Raw genomic sequence first — 17,262 nt, 5'->3', positions numbered from 1 at the left:
ACTCTCCTGGACTCTGGTCGGATCAGTAGTGGATGGCGCCGGGCACGCCGCCGCCGGCGTAGACGCCGTCGCCGACGACGGCCACGCTGCGCGGCGAGGCGAGGAAGGCGACCACCCACGCCACCTCGTGCGGCTCAATCACCCGGCCGATGACATTGCCCGGCGCGCCGTCGGCCGCGCCGCCGCTCTGAAGCTCGACGTACCGCTCGGTGCGGGTGGGACCGGGGTGGACGACGGTGACGTTGACGCCGTGCGGGCCGAGTTCGTCGGCGACGTTCTTGGTCAGCGCGATCACCGAGGCGTTGCGGACCGAGCCGATCACCGAGACGGTCGAACGGGCCCCGGTGCCGCTGATGTTGATGACACGGCCCCAGCCGTTCTCGATCAGCAGCGGCGCGACGGCCTTGATGGTGCGCAGATAGCCGATCACCTTGACGTTGAGCTGCCGTTGGAACCAGGCGTCGTCGGCGTCCTGGAAGCTCGGCCCCTTCTGCGCGGGCTGCTCGGCGGCGTTGTTGACGAGGATGTCGATACCGCCGAAGGCCGTTCTCACGGTGTCGACCAGCTCGCGCACCGAGTCGTCGTCACCGGTGTCGGCCCGCACGGCGAGCACGTCGGCGCCGGTCGACTCCCTGATCCGTACGACCGCGTCGTCCAGGACGTCCCCCCGCCGTCCGGTGATCGCCACCCGCACGCCCTCGCGCGCCAGTTCCTCGGCGATGGCGTAACCGATGCCCGTGCCGCCCCCGGTGACGACGGCGCGTTTTCCTTCGAGTTCGAGACCCATGGACTTCCCCGATCGAGTGCCCGACGGCGACGCCGAGCTGCGAATAGGGCCTCAGCCTGCGGGGACGGGAAGGGGCGAACAAGAAGATCTGGCTACAGCAATAGCCGGGACCTGGCTTAACAGTGGGGTGGGCGGGGGAGGCCGGGGCGGCACTGTGCGAATCGACACGATCTAGGACGTGGTGGGAATCGGGGTGGGTGTGCGATCCTCGGTGCGTGACCGGGACGGACCTCTTCGCGCGACGCCATGTCGATCTCATGCGCGTCTGCGTCGCCGCCTGTCGTCGTTGATCCGCACCACGCCGTTGGTGCCGAAGCGCGGCCTGCCCTCCTAGGAGCGCCGCCGCTCGTCAGAATCGAACCCAGACCGCCGCCGCCGGTACCGGCCGCGCCGCGCCTGGGTGTCGTGGGGGTCAACTCGACAACATCTGAGGTCAACCATGAGCATGCTCGACCTGCGTCGCATGATGCTGCTACGCGATCTCGCCGATCTCGGCACGGTCACCGCCGTCGCCGAACGGCGCAACATCACCAACTCCGCCGTCTCACAGCAACTCCGGGTCCTGGAGGTCGAGACCGGCTCGATCCTGTTCCGCAGGGACGGGCGCACCCTGGGCCTCACCCGCAGTGGCCGGATCCTCGTGGACCACGTACGCGTCGTGCTCGGCGCCGTCGACGACGCGATGAGCGCGCTCGCGGCCACCCGCGACCAGGTCTCGGGACAGATCGCGATGGTCTCCTACAACCTGGGCATACCCGTCCTGGCGGCGCCGCTGATCCACCTGCTGAGCGCCGAGGAGCCGCACTTGCAGATCCACCTCCAGCAGGCCGAGGCCGATGACGCGCTGCGCCTGCTGCGCCAGGGCGAGGTCGACGTGGCCGTCACCTACCGGTGCGACTTCGAGGCGCAGGACCTGCTCAACGGGCTGAGCCGGGAGGTGCTGCTGGTCGAGCCGTTCGTGCTCCTTGCGCCGACCGGGCTGCACGCCCGGGTCCGCAGCCTGGGGCTCGCCGCGCTCGCCGAACAGGTGTGGGTCACCGGTCTGGCCAACTCCACCCTGGACACCGCGCTGCTGCGGGCCGCCGAGCGGGCCGGGTTCACCCCGCGGATCACGCACCGGCTGGTGACCGCCCAGATCGTCTGCGACCTGGCCGCCACCGAGGTCGTCTCGGCGATCGTGCCCCGGCTGTCCGTACCGGCGCACCTGGAACACCTCATCGTCGAGGGCGTGCCGATCGGCTACCGCACGATCAGTTCGGTCACGCGCACCACCCGCAGGAACGACCCGAACATCGCGCTCGTCCTGCGCACGCTGCGCTCGATCGGTGAACAGGCGCTGCACAGACGGGTCCTGCGGGTCGCCTCCTGACCGCGCCGCCAGGACCGCGTACCGCGCCGCGCACCCGCGCGGGCCGAACCGGGACCGCGCCGCGCTGACGAGCGCACCTCGGCCCGACAGTTAAGCGCAGCCGCAACGACGCCGTAGCCGAACCTTGTTGATCGGCCACGCCGCCGGATCGACGCTGAGGTGCCACAGGAACCGGGCGCCACAGTGAGCAGGGGAGCACGCATGACGGAAACAGCCGAGGCCACGAGCGGTGTCACCTTCGGCTCGGCGCGACTGCGGGAGCTGATCGAGCACATCGGCGACGGCGCGATCGGGCGGGACGAGCGCGACGAACTGCCGTACGCGGCCGTCGAGGCGGCGAAAAGGGCAGGGCTCGGCGCCCTGCGGGTGCCGGTCGAACGGGGCGGGGGCGGCGCGAGCCTCACCCAGTTCTTCGAGGTGTTCATCGACCTGGGCGCCGCGGACTCCAATGTGGCGCACATCCTGCGCAGCCACTTCGGTGTGGTGGAGGGGCTGCTGCGCGGCGCCCGCCCCGAGGACGCGGTCTGGCTCGACCGTGTCGCGCGCGGTGAGCTGATCGGCTCCGCCTCCACCGAACTGGGCGCGAAGGCGGGGGCCACCGACTTCCCGTACCGGACCACCGTCAGCCGCACGGACGGCGGCCTGCGGCTGAACGGCACGAAGCACTACACCACGGGCAGCCTGTACATGGACTGGCTGGTCGTCGGCGTCACCGACGTGGACGGCGGGAGGGCCCAGGTCATCGTCCCCACCGACCGCCCCGGCGTGCTGCGCCCCAACGACTGGGACGGCTTCGGCCAGCGCTTCACGGGCAGCGGCACGGTGACCTTCGACGATGTCGCCATCACACCCGAGGACTACTTCACCCGGGCGACCGACGCCCGCGAACCCGTCCCGTACCCCGCGACGTTCTTCCACATCCAGCTCAACGCGATGATCGCGGGCATCCTGCGCCGGGTGGCGGCCGACGCCGTCGCACACGTCCGGGCCAAGAAACGGGCTTTCTACCACGCGCCCGCCGACGCGCCGACCGAGGACCCGATCGTGCAGTACAGCGTGGGGCTGCTGCACAGCCAGGCGTTCGCCGCGCAGGCCCTGGTCCTGACCGCCGGACGCGCGCTGGAGGACGCCTACGCGGCGCACGGCACCCCCGAGGAGGCCGAGCTGTCCGCGCGCGCGTCGCTGCTCAACGCCAAGGCCAAGGTCGTCGTGGACGAACTCGCCAACCGCGCCGCGTCCGAGCTCTTCGACATCGGCGGCGGCTCGCTGGTCCGCCGCGGCGCCCACCTCGACCGGCACTGGCGCAACATCCGTACGATCGCCGCCCACAATCCGAAGACGCTCAAAGCGGTCGCGGTGGGCCGCTACGAACTCAACGGAACGCCGCTGCCGAACCAGGGCTTCTTCTAGGAACCGCCCCGACACGTCCGGCGCCGCGGCGCTTGCGCTGGAGTCCACTCCAGCTCCTAGCGTGTGAGGCATGACAACGACTCAGCACGCGATCGGCTCGGGATTCGGCGCACAGACCACCGCGCGGGAGGTGCTGGAGGGGATCGACCTGACCGGCAGGCTCGCCCTCGTCACCGGCGGCTACTCCGGCATCGGCCTGGAGACCACCCGCGCGCTGGCCGCGGCGGGCGCCCACGTCGTCGTACCGGCCAGGCGGCCCGCGACCGCCAAGGACGCGCTCGACGGCATCGACGGCGTGGAGGTCGACGAGCTCGACCTGGCCGACCTCGACAGCGTCCGCGGTTTCGCCGAGCGCTTCCTGGCCACCGGGCGCGGCATCGACATCGTCATCAACAGCGCCGCCGTCATGGCCTGCCCCGAGACGCGGGTAGGACCCGGCTGGGAGGCGCAGTTCGCCACCAACCACCTCGGGCACTACGCGCTGGTGAACCGGCTGTGGCCGGCGATCGAGGACGGCGGCGCGCGCGTCGTCGCGGTCTCCTCGGCCGGTCATCACTATTCCGCCATCCGCTGGGACGACCCGCAGTACGCGCGCGGCGGCTACGAGAAGTGGCAGGCGTACGGCCAGGCCAAGACGGCCAACGTGCTGTTCGCGGTGCACCTCGACCAGCTCGCCGCGCGGCGCGGGGTGCGGGCCTTCGCGCTGCACCCCGGCGGCATCCTCACCCCGCTCCAGCGCCACCTGCCCCAGTCCGAGCTGATCGAGCGCGGCCTGATCGACGAGAACGGCGAACCGCTGGAGTCCGCCGGGCTCAAGAGCACCGAGCAGGGCGCCGCCACCCAGGTCTGGGCCGCCACCTCGCCCATGCTCGACGGCAAGGGCGGCGTCTACCTGGCGGACTGCGAGATCGCCGAGCCCGCGCCCGCGGACGGCACCAGGATCGGTGTGAAGGACTACGCGATCGACCCGGACCAGGCCGCCCGGCTGTGGACGCTGTCCGCCGAACTGACCGGCGTGGACGCCGTCACGCCCCGGTAGGCCGCCCGCTCACGCCCCGCCCGCACCCGCTACCCCGCACTCCCCAGCAGCCGGTAGGGGGTCGCGGCACCGGGCGGCGTAATGTTGCCCAAGGCAAACAGAGCAGCATTACGGGAGAGGAAGCAGCACCATGAGTGCTCAGGCAGACGCCGCGCCGGCCGGCACCGCGGCGCCCCCGACGGAGTACACACACCGGCAGATCATGGTCATCCTCTCGGGGCTGCTGCTCGGCATGTTCCTGGCGGCACTGGACCAGACGGTGGTCTCCACGGCCATCTACAAGATCGGTGAGAGCCTCAACGGCCTGACCGCCCAGGCGTGGGTGACCACCGCCTTCCTGATCACCTCGACGATCAGCACACCGCTGTACGGCAAGCTCTCCGACCAGTACGGGCGCAAGCCGTTCTTTCTCTTCGCCATCGCGATATTCATCGTCGGCTCGGCGCTGTGCATGCTGTCGACGTCGATGTACATGCTCGCGGGCTTCCGCGCCCTCCAGGGCATCGGCGCGGGCGGGCTGTTCTCGCTCGCGCTCGCCATCGTCGGCGACATCATCCCGCCGCGCCAACGGGCCAAGTACCAGGGCTACTTCATGGCCGTGTTCGGCACGTCCAGCGTGCTCGGACCGGTCATCGGCGGCGCGCTGGCCGGGCAGGACTCGCTGCTCGGCATCGACGGCTGGCGCTGGATCTTCCTGATCAACGTCCCCATCGGCATCCTCGCCCTGTTCGTGGTCGCCAGGGTCCTGCACGTGCGCCAGGAACGACGGCCGCACCGGATCGACTACCTCGGGGCGACCGCGCTGATCGTCGCCCTCGTACCGCTGCTGATCGTGGCCGAACAGGGCCGCGAGTGGGGCTGGGGCGCCGCGTCCTCGCTGTCCTGCTACATCATCGGCGCGGTCGGCATCGTCGCCTTCCTGCTGGCCGAGCGCCGGGCGGGCGAGGAGGCGCTGCTGCCGCTGCGGCTCTTCCGCAACGGCGTCTTCGCGGTCGGCTCCGCGCAGTCCGCGATCATCGGCATCGGCATGTTCGGCGGCATCACGCTGCTGCCGCTCTACCTCCAGCTCGTCAAGGGCAACTCGCCGACCAAGGCCGGTCTGCTCACCCTGCCGCTGGTGCTCGGCATCATGATCTTCTCGATGGTGTCCGGCCAGATCACCTCGCGCACCGGCCGCTACAAGATCTTCCCCATCATCGGCTGCGCCCTGCTGGTGGGCGGCATGCTGATGCTGTGGCAGATGTCGGCCGACAGCAGCCTGTTCTACGTGGACGTGTCGATGTTCGTCGTCGGCGCCGGACTCGGCCTGAACATGCAGACGATCGTGCTGGCCATGCAGAACGCGGTGCCGCCGCGCGACATCGGTGTCGCCACCTCCTCGACGACCTTCTTCCGGCAGATGGGCGGCACGCTCGGCGTCGCCGTCTTCCTGTCGATCGTCTACTCCGTCGTGGGCGGCAAGATCGGCTCCGCCTTCGCCGCCGCCAAGGGAGGAGAAGCGTTCCAGCAGGCCGCCGCCGCGCACCCGGACCAGCTCAAGACGCTCACCTCGGCGTCCTCGGGCAGCACCGGCACGCTCAACGACACGTCGTTCCTCAGCCATGTCGACCCGGCGCTCGCCCACCCCTTCAAGACCGGCTTCACCGACGCGATCAACGTCGCCTTCCTCGTCGGCGCGGGCGTCCTGGTGATCGCCTTCGTGCTGTCGCTGCTCATCAAGGAGGTCCCGCTGCGCACCACGGCGGGGGACTTCTCGCAGGAGGAGAAGGTGGAGGCGGCGACCTCCTGAGTCAGGGCGTGTGCCTCGGCTCACCGCACAGCCGGTACAGCAGCGCGTAGGCCGTCTTGACGATGCGGCAGCCGCGGTCGTGCCGGGTGGCGCATCCGGCCACCGCCGTACCGGTCGCCGGGTGGAAGCCGAGGAATGTCTGCTGCCCGAAGGTGGCCCCCGCGTGGAAGAGCAGGGGGCCACCCGGCGCCGGATGGTGGTACCAGGTCAGCGTGTGCGTGTTCCGGTGACCGAGCCCCCGGCGCAGTTGCGGGACCTGGACGTCGCGCAGCGCCGCCTCCAACGCCGTGCCGCCGGGCCGCAGGTGCGCCTCGGCGTAGCGGAGCAGGTCGGTCGGTGTGGACCGGACCCCGCCCGCCGCCGTGAAGGCCGCCATGTCGGTCGGCGGCAGCGGCGTACGCCCGTCGGTCCGGTAGCCGACCGCCGCGAGGACACCGCCCGGCCCCGTCGTGGTGCCGGGCAGCCCCAGGGGCGCCAGCACCCGCCCCGCCAGCAGCGTGCCGTAGTCCGTTCCCGTGGCGTGTTCCATCGCGGGTCCGAGCAGCGCGATGCCGAGGTTGGAGTAGTGCCAGCGGCTGCCGGGGGCGTGGCGGGTACGGGTGTCCGCGAAGGCCCGCAGCAGCCGTCCGGTGTCGTAGCGGGCGTAGCTGTTGGTGTACGGCCGCAGCACCGCGCCCGCCACCAGGTCACGCGGCACGCGCGGCAGCCCCGAGGTGTGGGTCGCCAGGTGCCGCAGCGTGATCCGCCGCGCGTACGGGTGGGGGAGCGGCAGGTCCGGCAGGTGCGCGGCGAGCGGGTCGTCGAGACCGAGTACGCCGTCGCGGGCGAGTGCCGCCAGCAGCAGCACGGTGAACGTCTTGGAGAGCGAGCCGAGTTCGTACCGCGCCTCCTCGCGCGCCGCCCGCGGCGGCGCGCTGCCGCCGCCCACCAGCGTCCGCCGTCCCGCGCGGGAGACGGCCAGCACGACATCGGGCGCCCTGACCTCGGTGACCGCCCGCTCCAGCAGGTCGCGGACCGGCGCGCCGTCGGCCGTACGGTCCTCGGCCTCGTCCGGCGCGAGGCGGTCCACCGCTGTGGCGCTCACGCGACCGCGTCCGTGTCTGCCGACAGCGCCCGCGAGGTGGCCATCGCGGAGGCGAAGGCGGCGACCAGCGTCGGGTGGTGCACCTGGTCGAAGACCTCGGCCGCGTTCCCGTCCGGCATCCCGTTGCGCACCGGCATCGCACCGCTGTCGGACTGCGCGGCGGCGTACCGCTCCCACACCTCGCCGTCGAGCGCCGGGCGCGGCAGACAGGCGTCCACGACCAGCAGTTCGCCGAGCAGGTCCCAGTGGGCGAGGTCGGCCCAGTCCTCGGTCCAGGCCGGGAGATACCGCGTCAGATAGTCGACGATCGCGGGCGGGATGCGGTCCGGCGCCTCGCCCCAGTTGGTGAGGTGGAAGACGGTGTGGGTGAGGTCGTACGCGATGTGGAACTGCACCGTCCAGGGCTCCGGCGTCTGGCCCAGCCAGGTGCGCTCCACGGCCAGGTCGAAGTCGCCGCTGGGCACCAGGCCCAGCTTGCGCTCGGCGTTGAGCAGGCCCAGGCGCCGGTTGGGCACCATCTCCAGGGCCCGCCAGGACGCCGTGCGGCGCGAGAGGGCGACCGCGTCCTCCACACCGGGGTGCCGGTGGCCCAGTTCGTAGAAGGTCGCGTAGATCTCCAGCGGCACGGGGGAGAGCGGTTCGTCGCGCTGGAGCGCCGCCAGTACGTTGCCGCCGTCCAGCAACTCGCGCCAGGCGAAGTCCAGCAGCCGCAGCGACCGGTCGCGCTGCCGTGACCCGGCCACGCCCTCGCGTGAGAGCACCCGCATGTTGATCGCCAACTCGCCGATGGGCTTGAGGCGTTCGATGACCGCGCCGCTGGTGGCGCGGTCGTCGTCGGTGAGCCGGAAGTGCTCCCGGTTCGCGTCGAGCCAGGCCAGCGCGCGCTCGCCCACCTGGTGCAGGAGCGCGGGGGATGCGGCCGTCGTCATCACGATGCTGCCTCGCTTTCCAGGACCGGGCGCCGTACGCCCGCGGTCGGGCCCGCCGGCCGCGTCGGGCCGATCCGGGCCAGGGTGGCCGCGAAGGCGGTCACCAACGTGGAGTGGTAGCAGGCGGTGAACGCCTCGGCGGCGGCCGTGCCCGGCGGCGGCGCGGCGCCGATCTCGGGCACCGCGCCGTCCGCGCCCTGCGCCCCGGCCAGCAGCCGCCAGGCCGCCGCGTCCGGGACGGGCGCGGGCAGGCAGGCCGCCACGGCGAGCAGTTCGCCGACCAGATCCCACAGCTCCTCCTCCAGCCAGCTCTCCAGCCAGGACGGGATCCACAGCCGCAGATACTCGGCGCGGTCGGCGGGCATCCGGTGCGGGGCGCGGCCCCAGTCGGTGAGGTGGAAGACGTCGTGCGTCACGCCGTAGGCCGCCTTGCGGTCCAGCGTCCACGGCTCGACCGCCCGGCCGAGTCCCGTCATGGCCAGCACCGCGTCGAAGTCGGCGTGGTGGCGCAGCCCGATCCGCCGCTCGGCGTTGAGCACGCCGAGGGTACGGGTGTGGTCCTCGCGCGCCACCCGCCAGCCGCGCAGCCCGGTCATGGTGCGCACCAGTTCCTCGACGCCCGGATGGCTCAGCCCGGTCTGCGCGAAGACCCCGTACAGCTCGACCGGGTAGGTCGCGCGCGGCTCGCCGCGGATCAGGTCGCCGAACAGCTCACCGTCGCGCGTCTCACGCCAGGCGAAGCGGAAGAGGCCGTCCGCGAGGTCGCGGACGGCGGGCAGCGGGTGGTGCGTACGGATGAGGTGGCTGAGTTCGGCCAGCTCGCCGAGGGGTTTGAGCGTGGTGTTGGGATCGGCGTCGGTCGTCACGTCCGGGGGCAGCCGGAAGCACGGGCGCATGCCGTCCAGCCAGGTGAGCGCCGAGACGGCCATGCGGTCCAGCGGCTCCGGGCCGGCGCCCGCCGCGGGGACCCGGCCGCCGGTCACGAACCGCGCCCGTGGAAACGCGCCGCCGCGGTGATGTGCAGCGCCACGCGGGGGTCGTCGCCGCTCATCTGACGGACGAACACCAGGCCGCTGTCCAGACCGAGCGAGTCCGGAACGTCCGGCAGCCCCGCCAGCCAGCGGCCGATCCCGGCCGCCTGGAGCCAGTCCCGACGGCGGACCGCGCGGACGAAGCCGCGGGCCAGGTCGTCGGTGCGCTCCGCCAGGCACCCGGCCAGCGGGGTGTCGAGCCCCGGCAGCGACAGCGAGGCCAACTGCGAGGCCCGGTGGGCCAGTCGCGGCCACGCGTCGGTGGCGGCCCACTGCGTCGCGGCGGGCGGCTCCGGCGGCCGGCCGTCGGCGTCCGCGGGCAGGAAGGCGCGCGCCGCCGCCGCGAGCCCCCGGTAGCTCCACACCGACACCTCGGAGGCGTCGGCCCCCGGCGGATAGGCGGCGAGCGCGGCGCGGACGAGGGCCTGATCGGCCGTGCCCGCCGCGCCGCCCGTGTCATGGGCGGGGCCGCGGTCCAGCGCGTACGGCGCCAGTACGTCGGCGCCCAGTACCCGGATCGCGGCCGATGCCACCGCTTCGCCCTGCGGGAGTACGCGCGACAGCGCATAGGAGCCGCCCCCGCCCCGAAGGGCGAGGGCGACTGCCTGTGCGACGTCGGCGACCACAGCGCTCAGCGGGGATGTCCCCTGCGCCTGCTCTGCCAACGTGACCCCTCAGTTCAGGACGCGTCCGTCTTCGTCGGACGGGGGGTCGGGGGCGAGATCAGCAGAAGTCCTGCGAGGAGCAGACCGCCGCCGCACTCGCGCGTGTCGCGGTAGATGCCCTCGGGTTCCGCGGAGTCCAGCAGTCCTTCGACCTCAGCGGCGAGGACCGCCGACTCGACCGGGGCTGTGAGATCCGAGTTCATGGAATCATCTCCTTGTTCGGCTGGATCTCCTTCAGCATGGCCGAGGTTCCAAAGTGCCGCAAACGGAACAAATCGCCCAGGCGGTGACCCGTATCGCGGCCCGTGCGACACCGGCGCGTACGGCCCGGTCCGCGCCCCGGACGCCGCGGCTCTTTCCTCGCCCGCGCGGCATCCGTCGTGGCCCGACGCTCCCGTACGACCGCGCGAGGAAGGGGAGTTCACGGCCATGAATATTGTCTGACAAGTGAGGTCGGGTGCCCGGCGCTGCCCGACGCGGGACCTCTGACCTGCGCCGGGACGCGGTCATGCGGCGCGCGTACGGCGGTGTCCGGGGCGTCCGCGCGGGGCGCGGAGGTGGGGGCGGGTAGGACACGGGTCGGTCACGGGATATCTTGATGTCGAGCAATGTTGCAGACCTGGACGGAGTGACCGGTGGCTGACTCGACCATCATCTACACGCATACCGACGAGGCTCCGGCCCTGGCGACGTACTCGCTGCTGCCGGTGATCGAGGCGTATGCCTCCACCGCCGGGGTCACCGTCGAGACCCGCGACATCTCGCTGTCGGGGCGGATCATCGCCGTCTTCCCCGAGTACCTGCGCGAGGACCAGCGGATCGACGACGCGCTCGCCGAGCTGGGTGAACTGGCCAAGACGCCCGCCGCGAACATCATCAAGCTGCCGAACGTCTCGGCGTCGATCCCGCAGCTCAAGGCCGCCATCGCCGAGCTGCGCGAGCAGGGCTACGCGCTGCCCGACTACCCGGACGACCCGAAGTCCGACCAGGACAAGGACGTCCGCGCCCGCTACGACAAGGTCAAGGGCAGCGCCGTCAACCCGGTGCTGCGCGAGGGCAACTCCGACCGCCGCGCCCCCGCCTCGGTGAAGAACTACGCCAAGGCGCACCCGCACCGGATGGGCGCCTGGACGCCGGAGTCCAAGACGAACGTCGCGCACATGGACGGCGACGACTTCCGTTCGACCGAGAAGTCCGCGGTCGTCTCCGAGGCCGGATCGCTCCGCATCGAGCTGGCCGGGGACGACGGCAGCACCACCGTGCTGCGCGAGTCCGTACCCGTACTGGCCGGTGAGGTCGTGGACGCCGCCGTCCTGCGGGTCGCGGCGCTGCGTGAATTCCTCACCGCCCAGATCGCCCGCGCCAAGGCCGAGGGCGTGCTGTTCTCGGTGCACCTCAAGGCCACCATGATGAAGGTCTCCGACCCGATCATCTTCGGCCACGTCGTACGCGCCTTCTTCCCCAAGACCTTCGCCGAGCACGGCGCCACGCTCGCCGCGGCCGGTCTCACCCCGAACGACGGCCTCGGCGGCATTCTCAAGGGTCTGGAGTCGCTGCCCGAGGGCGCCGCGATCAAGGCGTCCTTCGACGCCGAGCTCGCCGAGGGCCCCGAGCTGGCCATGGTCGACTCCGACCGCGGCATCACCAACCTGCACGTGCCCAGCGACGTCATCGTGGACGCGTCCATGCCCGCCATGATCCGCACCTCGGGTCACATGTGGGGGCCTGACGGCCAGGAGGCCGACACCCTCGCGGTCATCCCGGACCGCAGCTACGCGGGCATCTACCAGGTCACCATCGACGACTGCCGCGCGCACGGCGCCTTCGACCCGGCCACCATGGGCTCGGTGCCCAACGTCGGCCTGATGGCCCAGGCCGCCGAGGAGTACGGCAGCCACGACAAGACCTTCGAGATCCCCGTCACCGGTACGGTGCGCGTGGTCGACGGAGCCGGCCGGGCCGTGCTGGAGCAGGCCGTCAGCGCGGGCGACATCTTCCGCATGTGCCAGACCAAGGACGTGCCGATCCAGGACTGGGTCAAGCTCGCCGTCACCCGCGCCCGCGCCACCGGCACCCCCGCGGTGTTCTGGCTGGACGAGGACCGCGCGCACGACGCCAACCTGATCGCCAAGGTCGAGCGGTACCTGCCCGAGCACGACACCGACGGCCTCGACATCCGGATCCTGCCGCCGGTCGACGCCATCGCCTTCTCGCTGGAGCGGATCCGCCGCGGCGAGGACACCATCTCCGTGACCGGCAACGTGCTGCGCGACTACCTCACCGACCTCTTCCCGATCCTCGAACTCGGCACGAGCGCCAAGATGCTTTCGGTCGTCCCGCTGATCAACGGCGGCGGACTGTTCGAGACCGGCGCCGGCGGCTCCGCGCCCAAGCACGTGCAGCAGCTCGTCAAGGAGAACTACCTGCGCTGGGACAGCCTCGGTGAGTTCCTCGCCCTCGCGGTGAGCTTCGAGCACCTCGCGCAGAGCACGGACAACCCGCGCGCCCAGATCCTCGCGGACACCCTCGACCGGGCGACCGGCACCTTCCTCAACGAGGACAAGTCGCCCAGCCGCCGCCTCGGCGGCATCGACAACCGCGGCAGCCACTTCTACCTGGCCCTCTACTGGGCCCAGGAGCTGGCCGCGCAGACCGACGACATCAAGCTCGCGGAGGCGTTCGGCGCGCTCGCCACGACGCTGGCCGAGCAGGAGCAGGCCATCGTCGGCGAGCTGATCGCGGTCCAGGGCTCGCCGGTCGACCTCGGCGGCTACTACCGGCCCGACGCGGCCAAGGCCGCGGCCGTCATGCGGCCGTCGCAGACGCTGAACCAGGCGCTGTCGACCCTGGGCTGACGCCGCCGCCACCGGGCTGACCTGTACGGATCGACCCCGGCGGACATCACCGCATCGCACATCCCCGCGCCCCGACCGGCATGTCCGGCCGGGGCGCGGGCACGAGTCCCGGTGCTTTGCGATAGTTGAGATGTCCCGCTTGTACGCGGACCCCTTCCGATCCACGGGGTCCCTGTCCGATCCGAGCCTGGTGAGGAACGCATTGACGACACAGGAGAGCGGCGTGCCCGCGGCACCGTCCCCGGCGGCGGAACCGCAGGCGGTGCTGAGCCCGCTGACCACCGCGGCGACCTTCCTGGTGGTGACCGTCGACCCCGGCGGCGAGGCCGTGGCGCGCGACCTGCTGGCCGACCTCGCGGGCTTGCAGCGGTCGATCGGCTTCGGCAGCCCCGAGGGCAGGCTGAGCTGTGTCGCGGGCATCGGCTCCGAGGCGTGGGACCGGCTCTTCGCCGGACCGCGCCCCGCCGGGCTGCACCCCTTCGAGGAACTGCGCGGCGCCCGGCACCGGGCCGTCTCCACCCCCGGCGACCTGCTCTTCCACATCAGGGCCACCCGGATGGACCTGTGCTTCTCGCTCGCCACCGAGATCATGAACCGGCTGCGCGGCTCGGTCACCCTCCGCGACGAGACCCAGGGCTTCGTCTACCGCGACGCCCGCGACCTGCTCGGCTTCGTCGACGGCAGCGAGAATCCGGTCGGCCCGGCCGCCCACCGGGCCGTGCTCATCGGTGACGAGGACGCCGACTTCGCGGGCGGCAGCTACGTCATCGTGCAGAAGTATCTGCACGATCTCGACGCCTGGAACGCGCTGCCCGTCGAGGAGCAGGAAAAGATCATCGGCCGCCGCAAGCTGAGCAATGTGGAGCTGGACGAGGACGCCTCGCACGTCGCGCTCAACACCATCACCGAGGCCGACGGCACCGAGCGCAAGATCCTGCGCGACAACATGCCCTTCGGCAGTCCGGGCAGGGGCGAATTCGGCACCTACTTCATCGGTTACGCGCGCACCCCCGACGTCACCGAGCAGATGCTGCGGAACATGTTCCTCGGCCTGCCGCCCGCCACCCACGACCGCATCCTGGACTTCTCCACGGCGGTCACCGGGACCCTGTTCCACGCCCCGGCCGCCGGTTTCCTGGACGACCTCCCCGACCCGCCCGCCCGCGCGGCCGCGTCGGGCACCGCGACCCCGGCCGCACCCGCCCCCGTCACGGTCCCCGTCGAATCCGCCACCGTCGAATCCGCCCCCGCCGTACCCGACGACTCGCTGGGTATCGGCGACCTGAAGAGGAGCACCACGCCGTGAACAACCTGCATCGTGAACTGGCCCCCATCTCCGCCGCCGCCTGGGCCGATCTGGAGGACGAGGCGCGACGCACGTTCAAGCGCAACGTGGCGGGGCGCCGGATCGTGGACGTACCGGAACCGGCCGGATCCGAGCTGTCCGCCGTCGCCACCGGGCACCTCGACGCCATCGAGTCGCCCGCCGACGGCGTCGCCGCGCACGTACGGCGCTCGCAGCCGGTGGTCGAACTGCGGCTGCCCTTCAGCGTCGACCGCCGCCAGGTGGACGACGTCGAGCGCGGCGCGAAGGACGCGGACTGGCAGCCCGTCAAGGACGCCGCCCGGCAGCTCGCCTTCGCCGAGGACCGGGTGATCTTCGAGGGCTACCCGGCCGCCGGTATCGACGGCATCCGCGCCGCCTCCTCCAACCAGGCGATCACCCTGCCCGACGACGTACGCGACTACCCGAACGCCGTCAGCCAGGCGATCACCGCGCTGCGCCTCGCGGGCGTCGACGGCACCTACCACCTGGCGCTCAGCGCCGACGCGTACACCGCGGTCAACGAGACCTCGGACCACGGCTACCCGATCCACCAGCACCTGGCCCGGCTGCTGGACGGCGACATCATCTGGGCGCCCGCCATCGACGGCGCCTTCCTGATCGCCGGCCGCGGCGGCGACTTCGAACTGCGCCTCGGCCAGGACCTGTCCATCGGCTACCTGTCCCACGACGACACCAGTGTGCGGCTCTACTTCCAGGAGACCCTGACCTTCCTCGTCCACACCGCGGAAGCCGCCGTCTCCCTGAAGTCCGCCCCGCGCGCCATCGCGGTCTGAGTCAGGGCGACCGGGTCCGGTCGGGTTCCAGGAACGCCAACGACTCCCGGAGGTTGTGCTCAACGACGCCCAGCATGAAGCCGCGGTCGGGGAAGTCGCCGTCGAGCAGGCGCAGCGGCCCGGCGACGAGCGACAGCCGCATGGCGAGCGCGTAGAACCGCAGCCGCCGCCCGTCCAATTCCGCCCCGCCCCGGTCCGGACCTCGGCCGGGCGCCGGGCGGCCGGGCAGCAGCCGGGCGTAGTGGTCGCCGAAGCGGATGCGCAGGAAGGCGTGCTCCCACTCGACGTCGAAGTACATCAGCCCCTCGACGTCGATCAAGACCGGCCTGCCTCGGGCGTCCACCAGTACGTGGTCGGGACCGAGTTCGCCGTGCACGACGGCGAACCGCTCGCGCGCGGGCACCGCGGCGTACGCCGTCCGCACGACGTCCTCCAGCCGGTCGCGGACGACGGCGATACGGGTGTCGCGCCGGGCGGCCTCGTACAGGTCGTCGAGGGCGCGGTCCAGGACGGCCCCCTCGCACGAACCGCCTTTCGACACACCGCCGTTGTCGACCAGCGCGACCTTGCCGAAGCCCGGAGCGGTGTGGTCCGCCATCAGGCCGAGCGCTTCGGCGAGGCGGTCCATGACCGGGGCCGCGCTCCGGGGGTCGGCGCGCACCATCTCCTCAAGAGTCGGGCCCCGCACGTCCTCGACCACCGCGATGTCGGCGGGGTAGTGCGCCTTGCTGGTATCGGTCAGACGGATCCGCGGTGAGCGGACGCCGAGGGCGTGAAGGCGCCCGTGCGCGGCCTCGAAGAGGTCGATGCCGGAGGCGTGCGAGAACGGGTCGGTGTGGTCAGCGTCCGTGCCGTCGCTCGGCCAGTAGTCCTCGGTGTCGTCCCAGATGTAGACGATGACCGTCGAGTCGTCGTCGAGCGTCAGCCGGTAGACGCCCTTCTTGCTGCCGCCGCGCAGTCGGTCGACCCGTGCGATGCGGCGGCCGGGTCCGAGGGCGGCCCGTGCCACCCCTTCCAGCCGCTCGCGGTCCGGAAATCCGCGTTCCGTGTGCATGCCCCACCCCTCGCGATCGACCGTGCAGTCTCCCACGGGCGGCGGTGACGATGCGTATTCCGTTGTCCCCGTACTCCCGTTCCGCGTCGCGGAGACCTGGCCCATCCCGGATAGCCGGCCGTGCGCGGGGGCATACGCCGAACACAGGAGCGACGAGGACGGCGTACGGGGAACGGTGACAGCGACCGCACGGGGCTGAACTCCGGCTGAGGAGGGGGACGATGGTGGATCTGCGCCGGGTCTGGGAGGGCTCGGCGGCCGGACGCGTGTGGCGCAAGGGCGCCGAACTGGAGCTGCTGCAACGCTCGATGGGCTTCGCCGCGCTCGGCCTGGTCACGTTGATGCCGCTGCTGATCGTGGTCGCCGCGGCGGCGCCCTTCCAACGCACCGGCTTCGCCCAGTGGGTGGTCGACGGCATGGGCCTGTCCCCGCACCCGGCCGAGTCCGTGCAGCGCCTGTTCGCCACACCACGGCGGGTGTTGAGTACCACCAGCGCGCTCAGCCTGGCCTCGCTCGCGATCTTCGGACTGTCCTTCGCGGCCAGCGTCGAGACCGGCTACCGCAAGGTCTGGGAGCTGCCCGCCAGCCCCTGGCACAGCGTGTGGCGGCGCGCGGTGTGGCTCGCGGGCCTGACGGCGTATCTCTTCGCCGAGGCCCAGAGCGGCGCCTTCCTCAGCCACGGCTGGCGGCAGGCCGTCGTGCGCATCACCCTCACCCTCGTCTTCGGCGTCCTCTTCTTCTGGTGGGGCCAGCGCTTCCTCCTCGGCGGCCTCATCACCTGGCGCGCGGCCCTGCCCGGCGCCGTCCTCACCATGGCGGGCCTCGTCGGCCTGCGGGGCTTCTCCTGGCTGGTCTTCTCGCCGCTCATCGTCACCAACGCCGTCACCTACGGCTCGGTCGGCACCGTCTTGATGGTGCAGTGCTGGCTGATCGGCGTCGGCTTCGTCTTCTTCGGCGGCCCCCTCATCGGCTGCGAGATCCAGCAGACCCGCGCCCGCCGGGCGGCCGGCCCCCAGCAGACGGGGACGGAAGCGGAGACAGCGACGGAAGCGGAGACAGCGACGGAAGGAGAGGCGGTGGCGGACGGGGAGGGCCGCGTCGCCGGGTGGCGGCGCGGCCCGTAACGTCG

General features: G+C 71.8%; 15 protein-coding genes. 8 read left to right on the top strand and 7 right to left on the bottom strand.

The genetic code is table 11. The annotated features are described in order from the left end of the window. Window positions 1-22 precede the first annotated feature (22 nt). Window positions 23-787 carry an SDR family oxidoreductase gene (locus ACFY9V_RS34305; RefSeq protein ID WP_391164252.1) on the bottom strand — a complete coding sequence of 255 codons (765 nt, stop codon included), beginning with the start codon at window positions 785-787 and terminating at the stop codon, window positions 23-25. Between the two features lie 439 nt (window positions 788-1,226). Here ACFY9V_RS34305 and ACFY9V_RS34300 point away from each other — a divergent pair, with 439 nt between their 5' ends. From ACFY9V_RS34300 to ACFY9V_RS34285, 4 genes are all read left to right on the top strand, one after another. Next, window positions 1,227-2,156 (top strand): LysR family transcriptional regulator, encoded by a 930-nt coding sequence (locus ACFY9V_RS34300; RefSeq protein WP_355347507.1) that lies wholly within the window; start codon window positions 1,227-1,229, stop codon window positions 2,154-2,156. A 201-nt stretch (window positions 2,157-2,357) separates the two neighbouring features. After that, on the top strand, window positions 2,358-3,566 hold the full coding sequence (locus tag ACFY9V_RS34295) for an acyl-CoA dehydrogenase family protein (protein ID WP_391164251.1): 1,209 nt from the start codon (window positions 2,358-2,360) through the stop codon (window positions 3,564-3,566). A 70-nt stretch (window positions 3,567-3,636) separates the two neighbouring features. Further along, window positions 3,637-4,605, top strand: coding sequence for an oxidoreductase (locus tag ACFY9V_RS34290; RefSeq protein ID WP_391164250.1), 969 nt, complete (start codon window positions 3,637-3,639; stop codon window positions 4,603-4,605). Between the two features lie 130 nt (window positions 4,606-4,735). After that, window positions 4,736-6,394: a DHA2 family efflux MFS transporter permease subunit gene (locus ACFY9V_RS34285; RefSeq protein ID WP_391052099.1), complete on the top strand. Its 1,659-nt coding sequence runs from the start codon at window positions 4,736-4,738 to the stop codon at window positions 6,392-6,394. A 1-nt stretch (window position 6,395) separates the two neighbouring features. Here the strand turns inward: ACFY9V_RS34285 and ACFY9V_RS34280 are convergent, their stop codons facing one another. From ACFY9V_RS34280 to ACFY9V_RS34260, 5 genes are read right to left on the bottom strand one after another with little or no spacing between them, the layout of a single operon-like run. Continuing rightward, entirely contained in the window at window positions 6,396-7,478 is a 1,083-nt protein-coding gene (locus ACFY9V_RS34280; protein WP_391164249.1) for a serine hydrolase, read from the bottom strand. Further along, window positions 7,475-8,407 (bottom strand): DUF6895 family protein, encoded by a 933-nt coding sequence (locus ACFY9V_RS34275; protein ID WP_391052104.1) that lies wholly within the window; start codon window positions 8,405-8,407, stop codon window positions 7,475-7,477. Before ACFY9V_RS34275 ends, ACFY9V_RS34280 begins: the two co-directional genes overlap by 4 nt. Continuing rightward, window positions 8,407-9,390: a DUF6895 family protein gene (locus tag ACFY9V_RS34270; protein ID WP_355347490.1), complete on the bottom strand. Its 984-nt coding sequence runs from the start codon at window positions 9,388-9,390 to the stop codon at window positions 8,407-8,409. The genes ACFY9V_RS34275 and ACFY9V_RS34270 overlap by 1 nt, the downstream gene beginning before the upstream one ends. Then, window positions 9,387-10,103 (bottom strand): hypothetical protein, encoded by a 717-nt coding sequence (locus tag ACFY9V_RS34265; RefSeq protein WP_391164248.1) that lies wholly within the window; start codon window positions 10,101-10,103, stop codon window positions 9,387-9,389. The genes ACFY9V_RS34270 and ACFY9V_RS34265 overlap by 4 nt, the downstream gene beginning before the upstream one ends. 14 nt (window positions 10,104-10,117) lie before the next feature. Then, complete coding sequence (locus ACFY9V_RS34260) at window positions 10,118-10,306, bottom strand: hypothetical protein (protein WP_188280008.1); 189 nt, start codon at window positions 10,304-10,306, stop codon at window positions 10,118-10,120. 432 nt (window positions 10,307-10,738) lie between these two features. Between ACFY9V_RS34260 and ACFY9V_RS34255 the strand changes: the two genes are divergently transcribed. The 3 genes from ACFY9V_RS34255 (at window position 10,739) to ACFY9V_RS34245 (ending at window position 15,079) form a co-directional block, all read left to right on the top strand. After that, window positions 10,739-12,958 carry an NADP-dependent isocitrate dehydrogenase gene (locus ACFY9V_RS34255; RefSeq protein ID WP_355347483.1) on the top strand — a complete coding sequence of 740 codons (2,220 nt, stop codon included), beginning with the start codon at window positions 10,739-10,741 and terminating at the stop codon, window positions 12,956-12,958. 223 nt (window positions 12,959-13,181) lie between these two features. Then, the gene (locus tag ACFY9V_RS34250) at window positions 13,182-14,264 is read left to right on the top strand and encodes a Dyp-type peroxidase (RefSeq protein WP_391164247.1); all 1,083 of its coding nucleotides are present in this window, start codon (window positions 13,182-13,184) and stop codon (window positions 14,262-14,264) included. Further along, window positions 14,261-15,079, top strand: a complete 819-nt coding sequence (locus ACFY9V_RS34245; RefSeq protein WP_355347477.1) for a family 1 encapsulin nanocompartment shell protein — start codon at window positions 14,261-14,263, stop codon at window positions 15,077-15,079. The genes ACFY9V_RS34250 and ACFY9V_RS34245 overlap by 4 nt, the downstream gene beginning before the upstream one ends. Window position 15,080: 1 nt before the next feature. Here the strand turns inward: ACFY9V_RS34245 and ACFY9V_RS34240 are convergent, their stop codons facing one another. After that, window positions 15,081-16,133, bottom strand: a complete 1,053-nt coding sequence (locus ACFY9V_RS34240; RefSeq protein ID WP_391164246.1) for a phosphotransferase — start codon at window positions 16,131-16,133, stop codon at window positions 15,081-15,083. A gap of 221 nt (window positions 16,134-16,354) precedes the next feature. Between ACFY9V_RS34240 and ACFY9V_RS34235 the strand changes: the two genes are divergently transcribed. Then, entirely contained in the window at window positions 16,355-17,257 is a 903-nt protein-coding gene (locus tag ACFY9V_RS34235; RefSeq protein ID WP_391164244.1) for a ribonuclease BN, read from the top strand. Window positions 17,258-17,262: the final 5 nt, after the last annotated feature.

It is taken from the genome of Streptomyces sp. NPDC008317, assembly GCF_042955955.1.
Lineage (GTDB): Bacteria > Actinomycetota > Actinomycetes > Streptomycetales > Streptomycetaceae > Actinacidiphila.
Note: the sequence above shows the minus strand (reverse complement) of the source record. Positions and strands in the feature narration are given on the sequence as shown.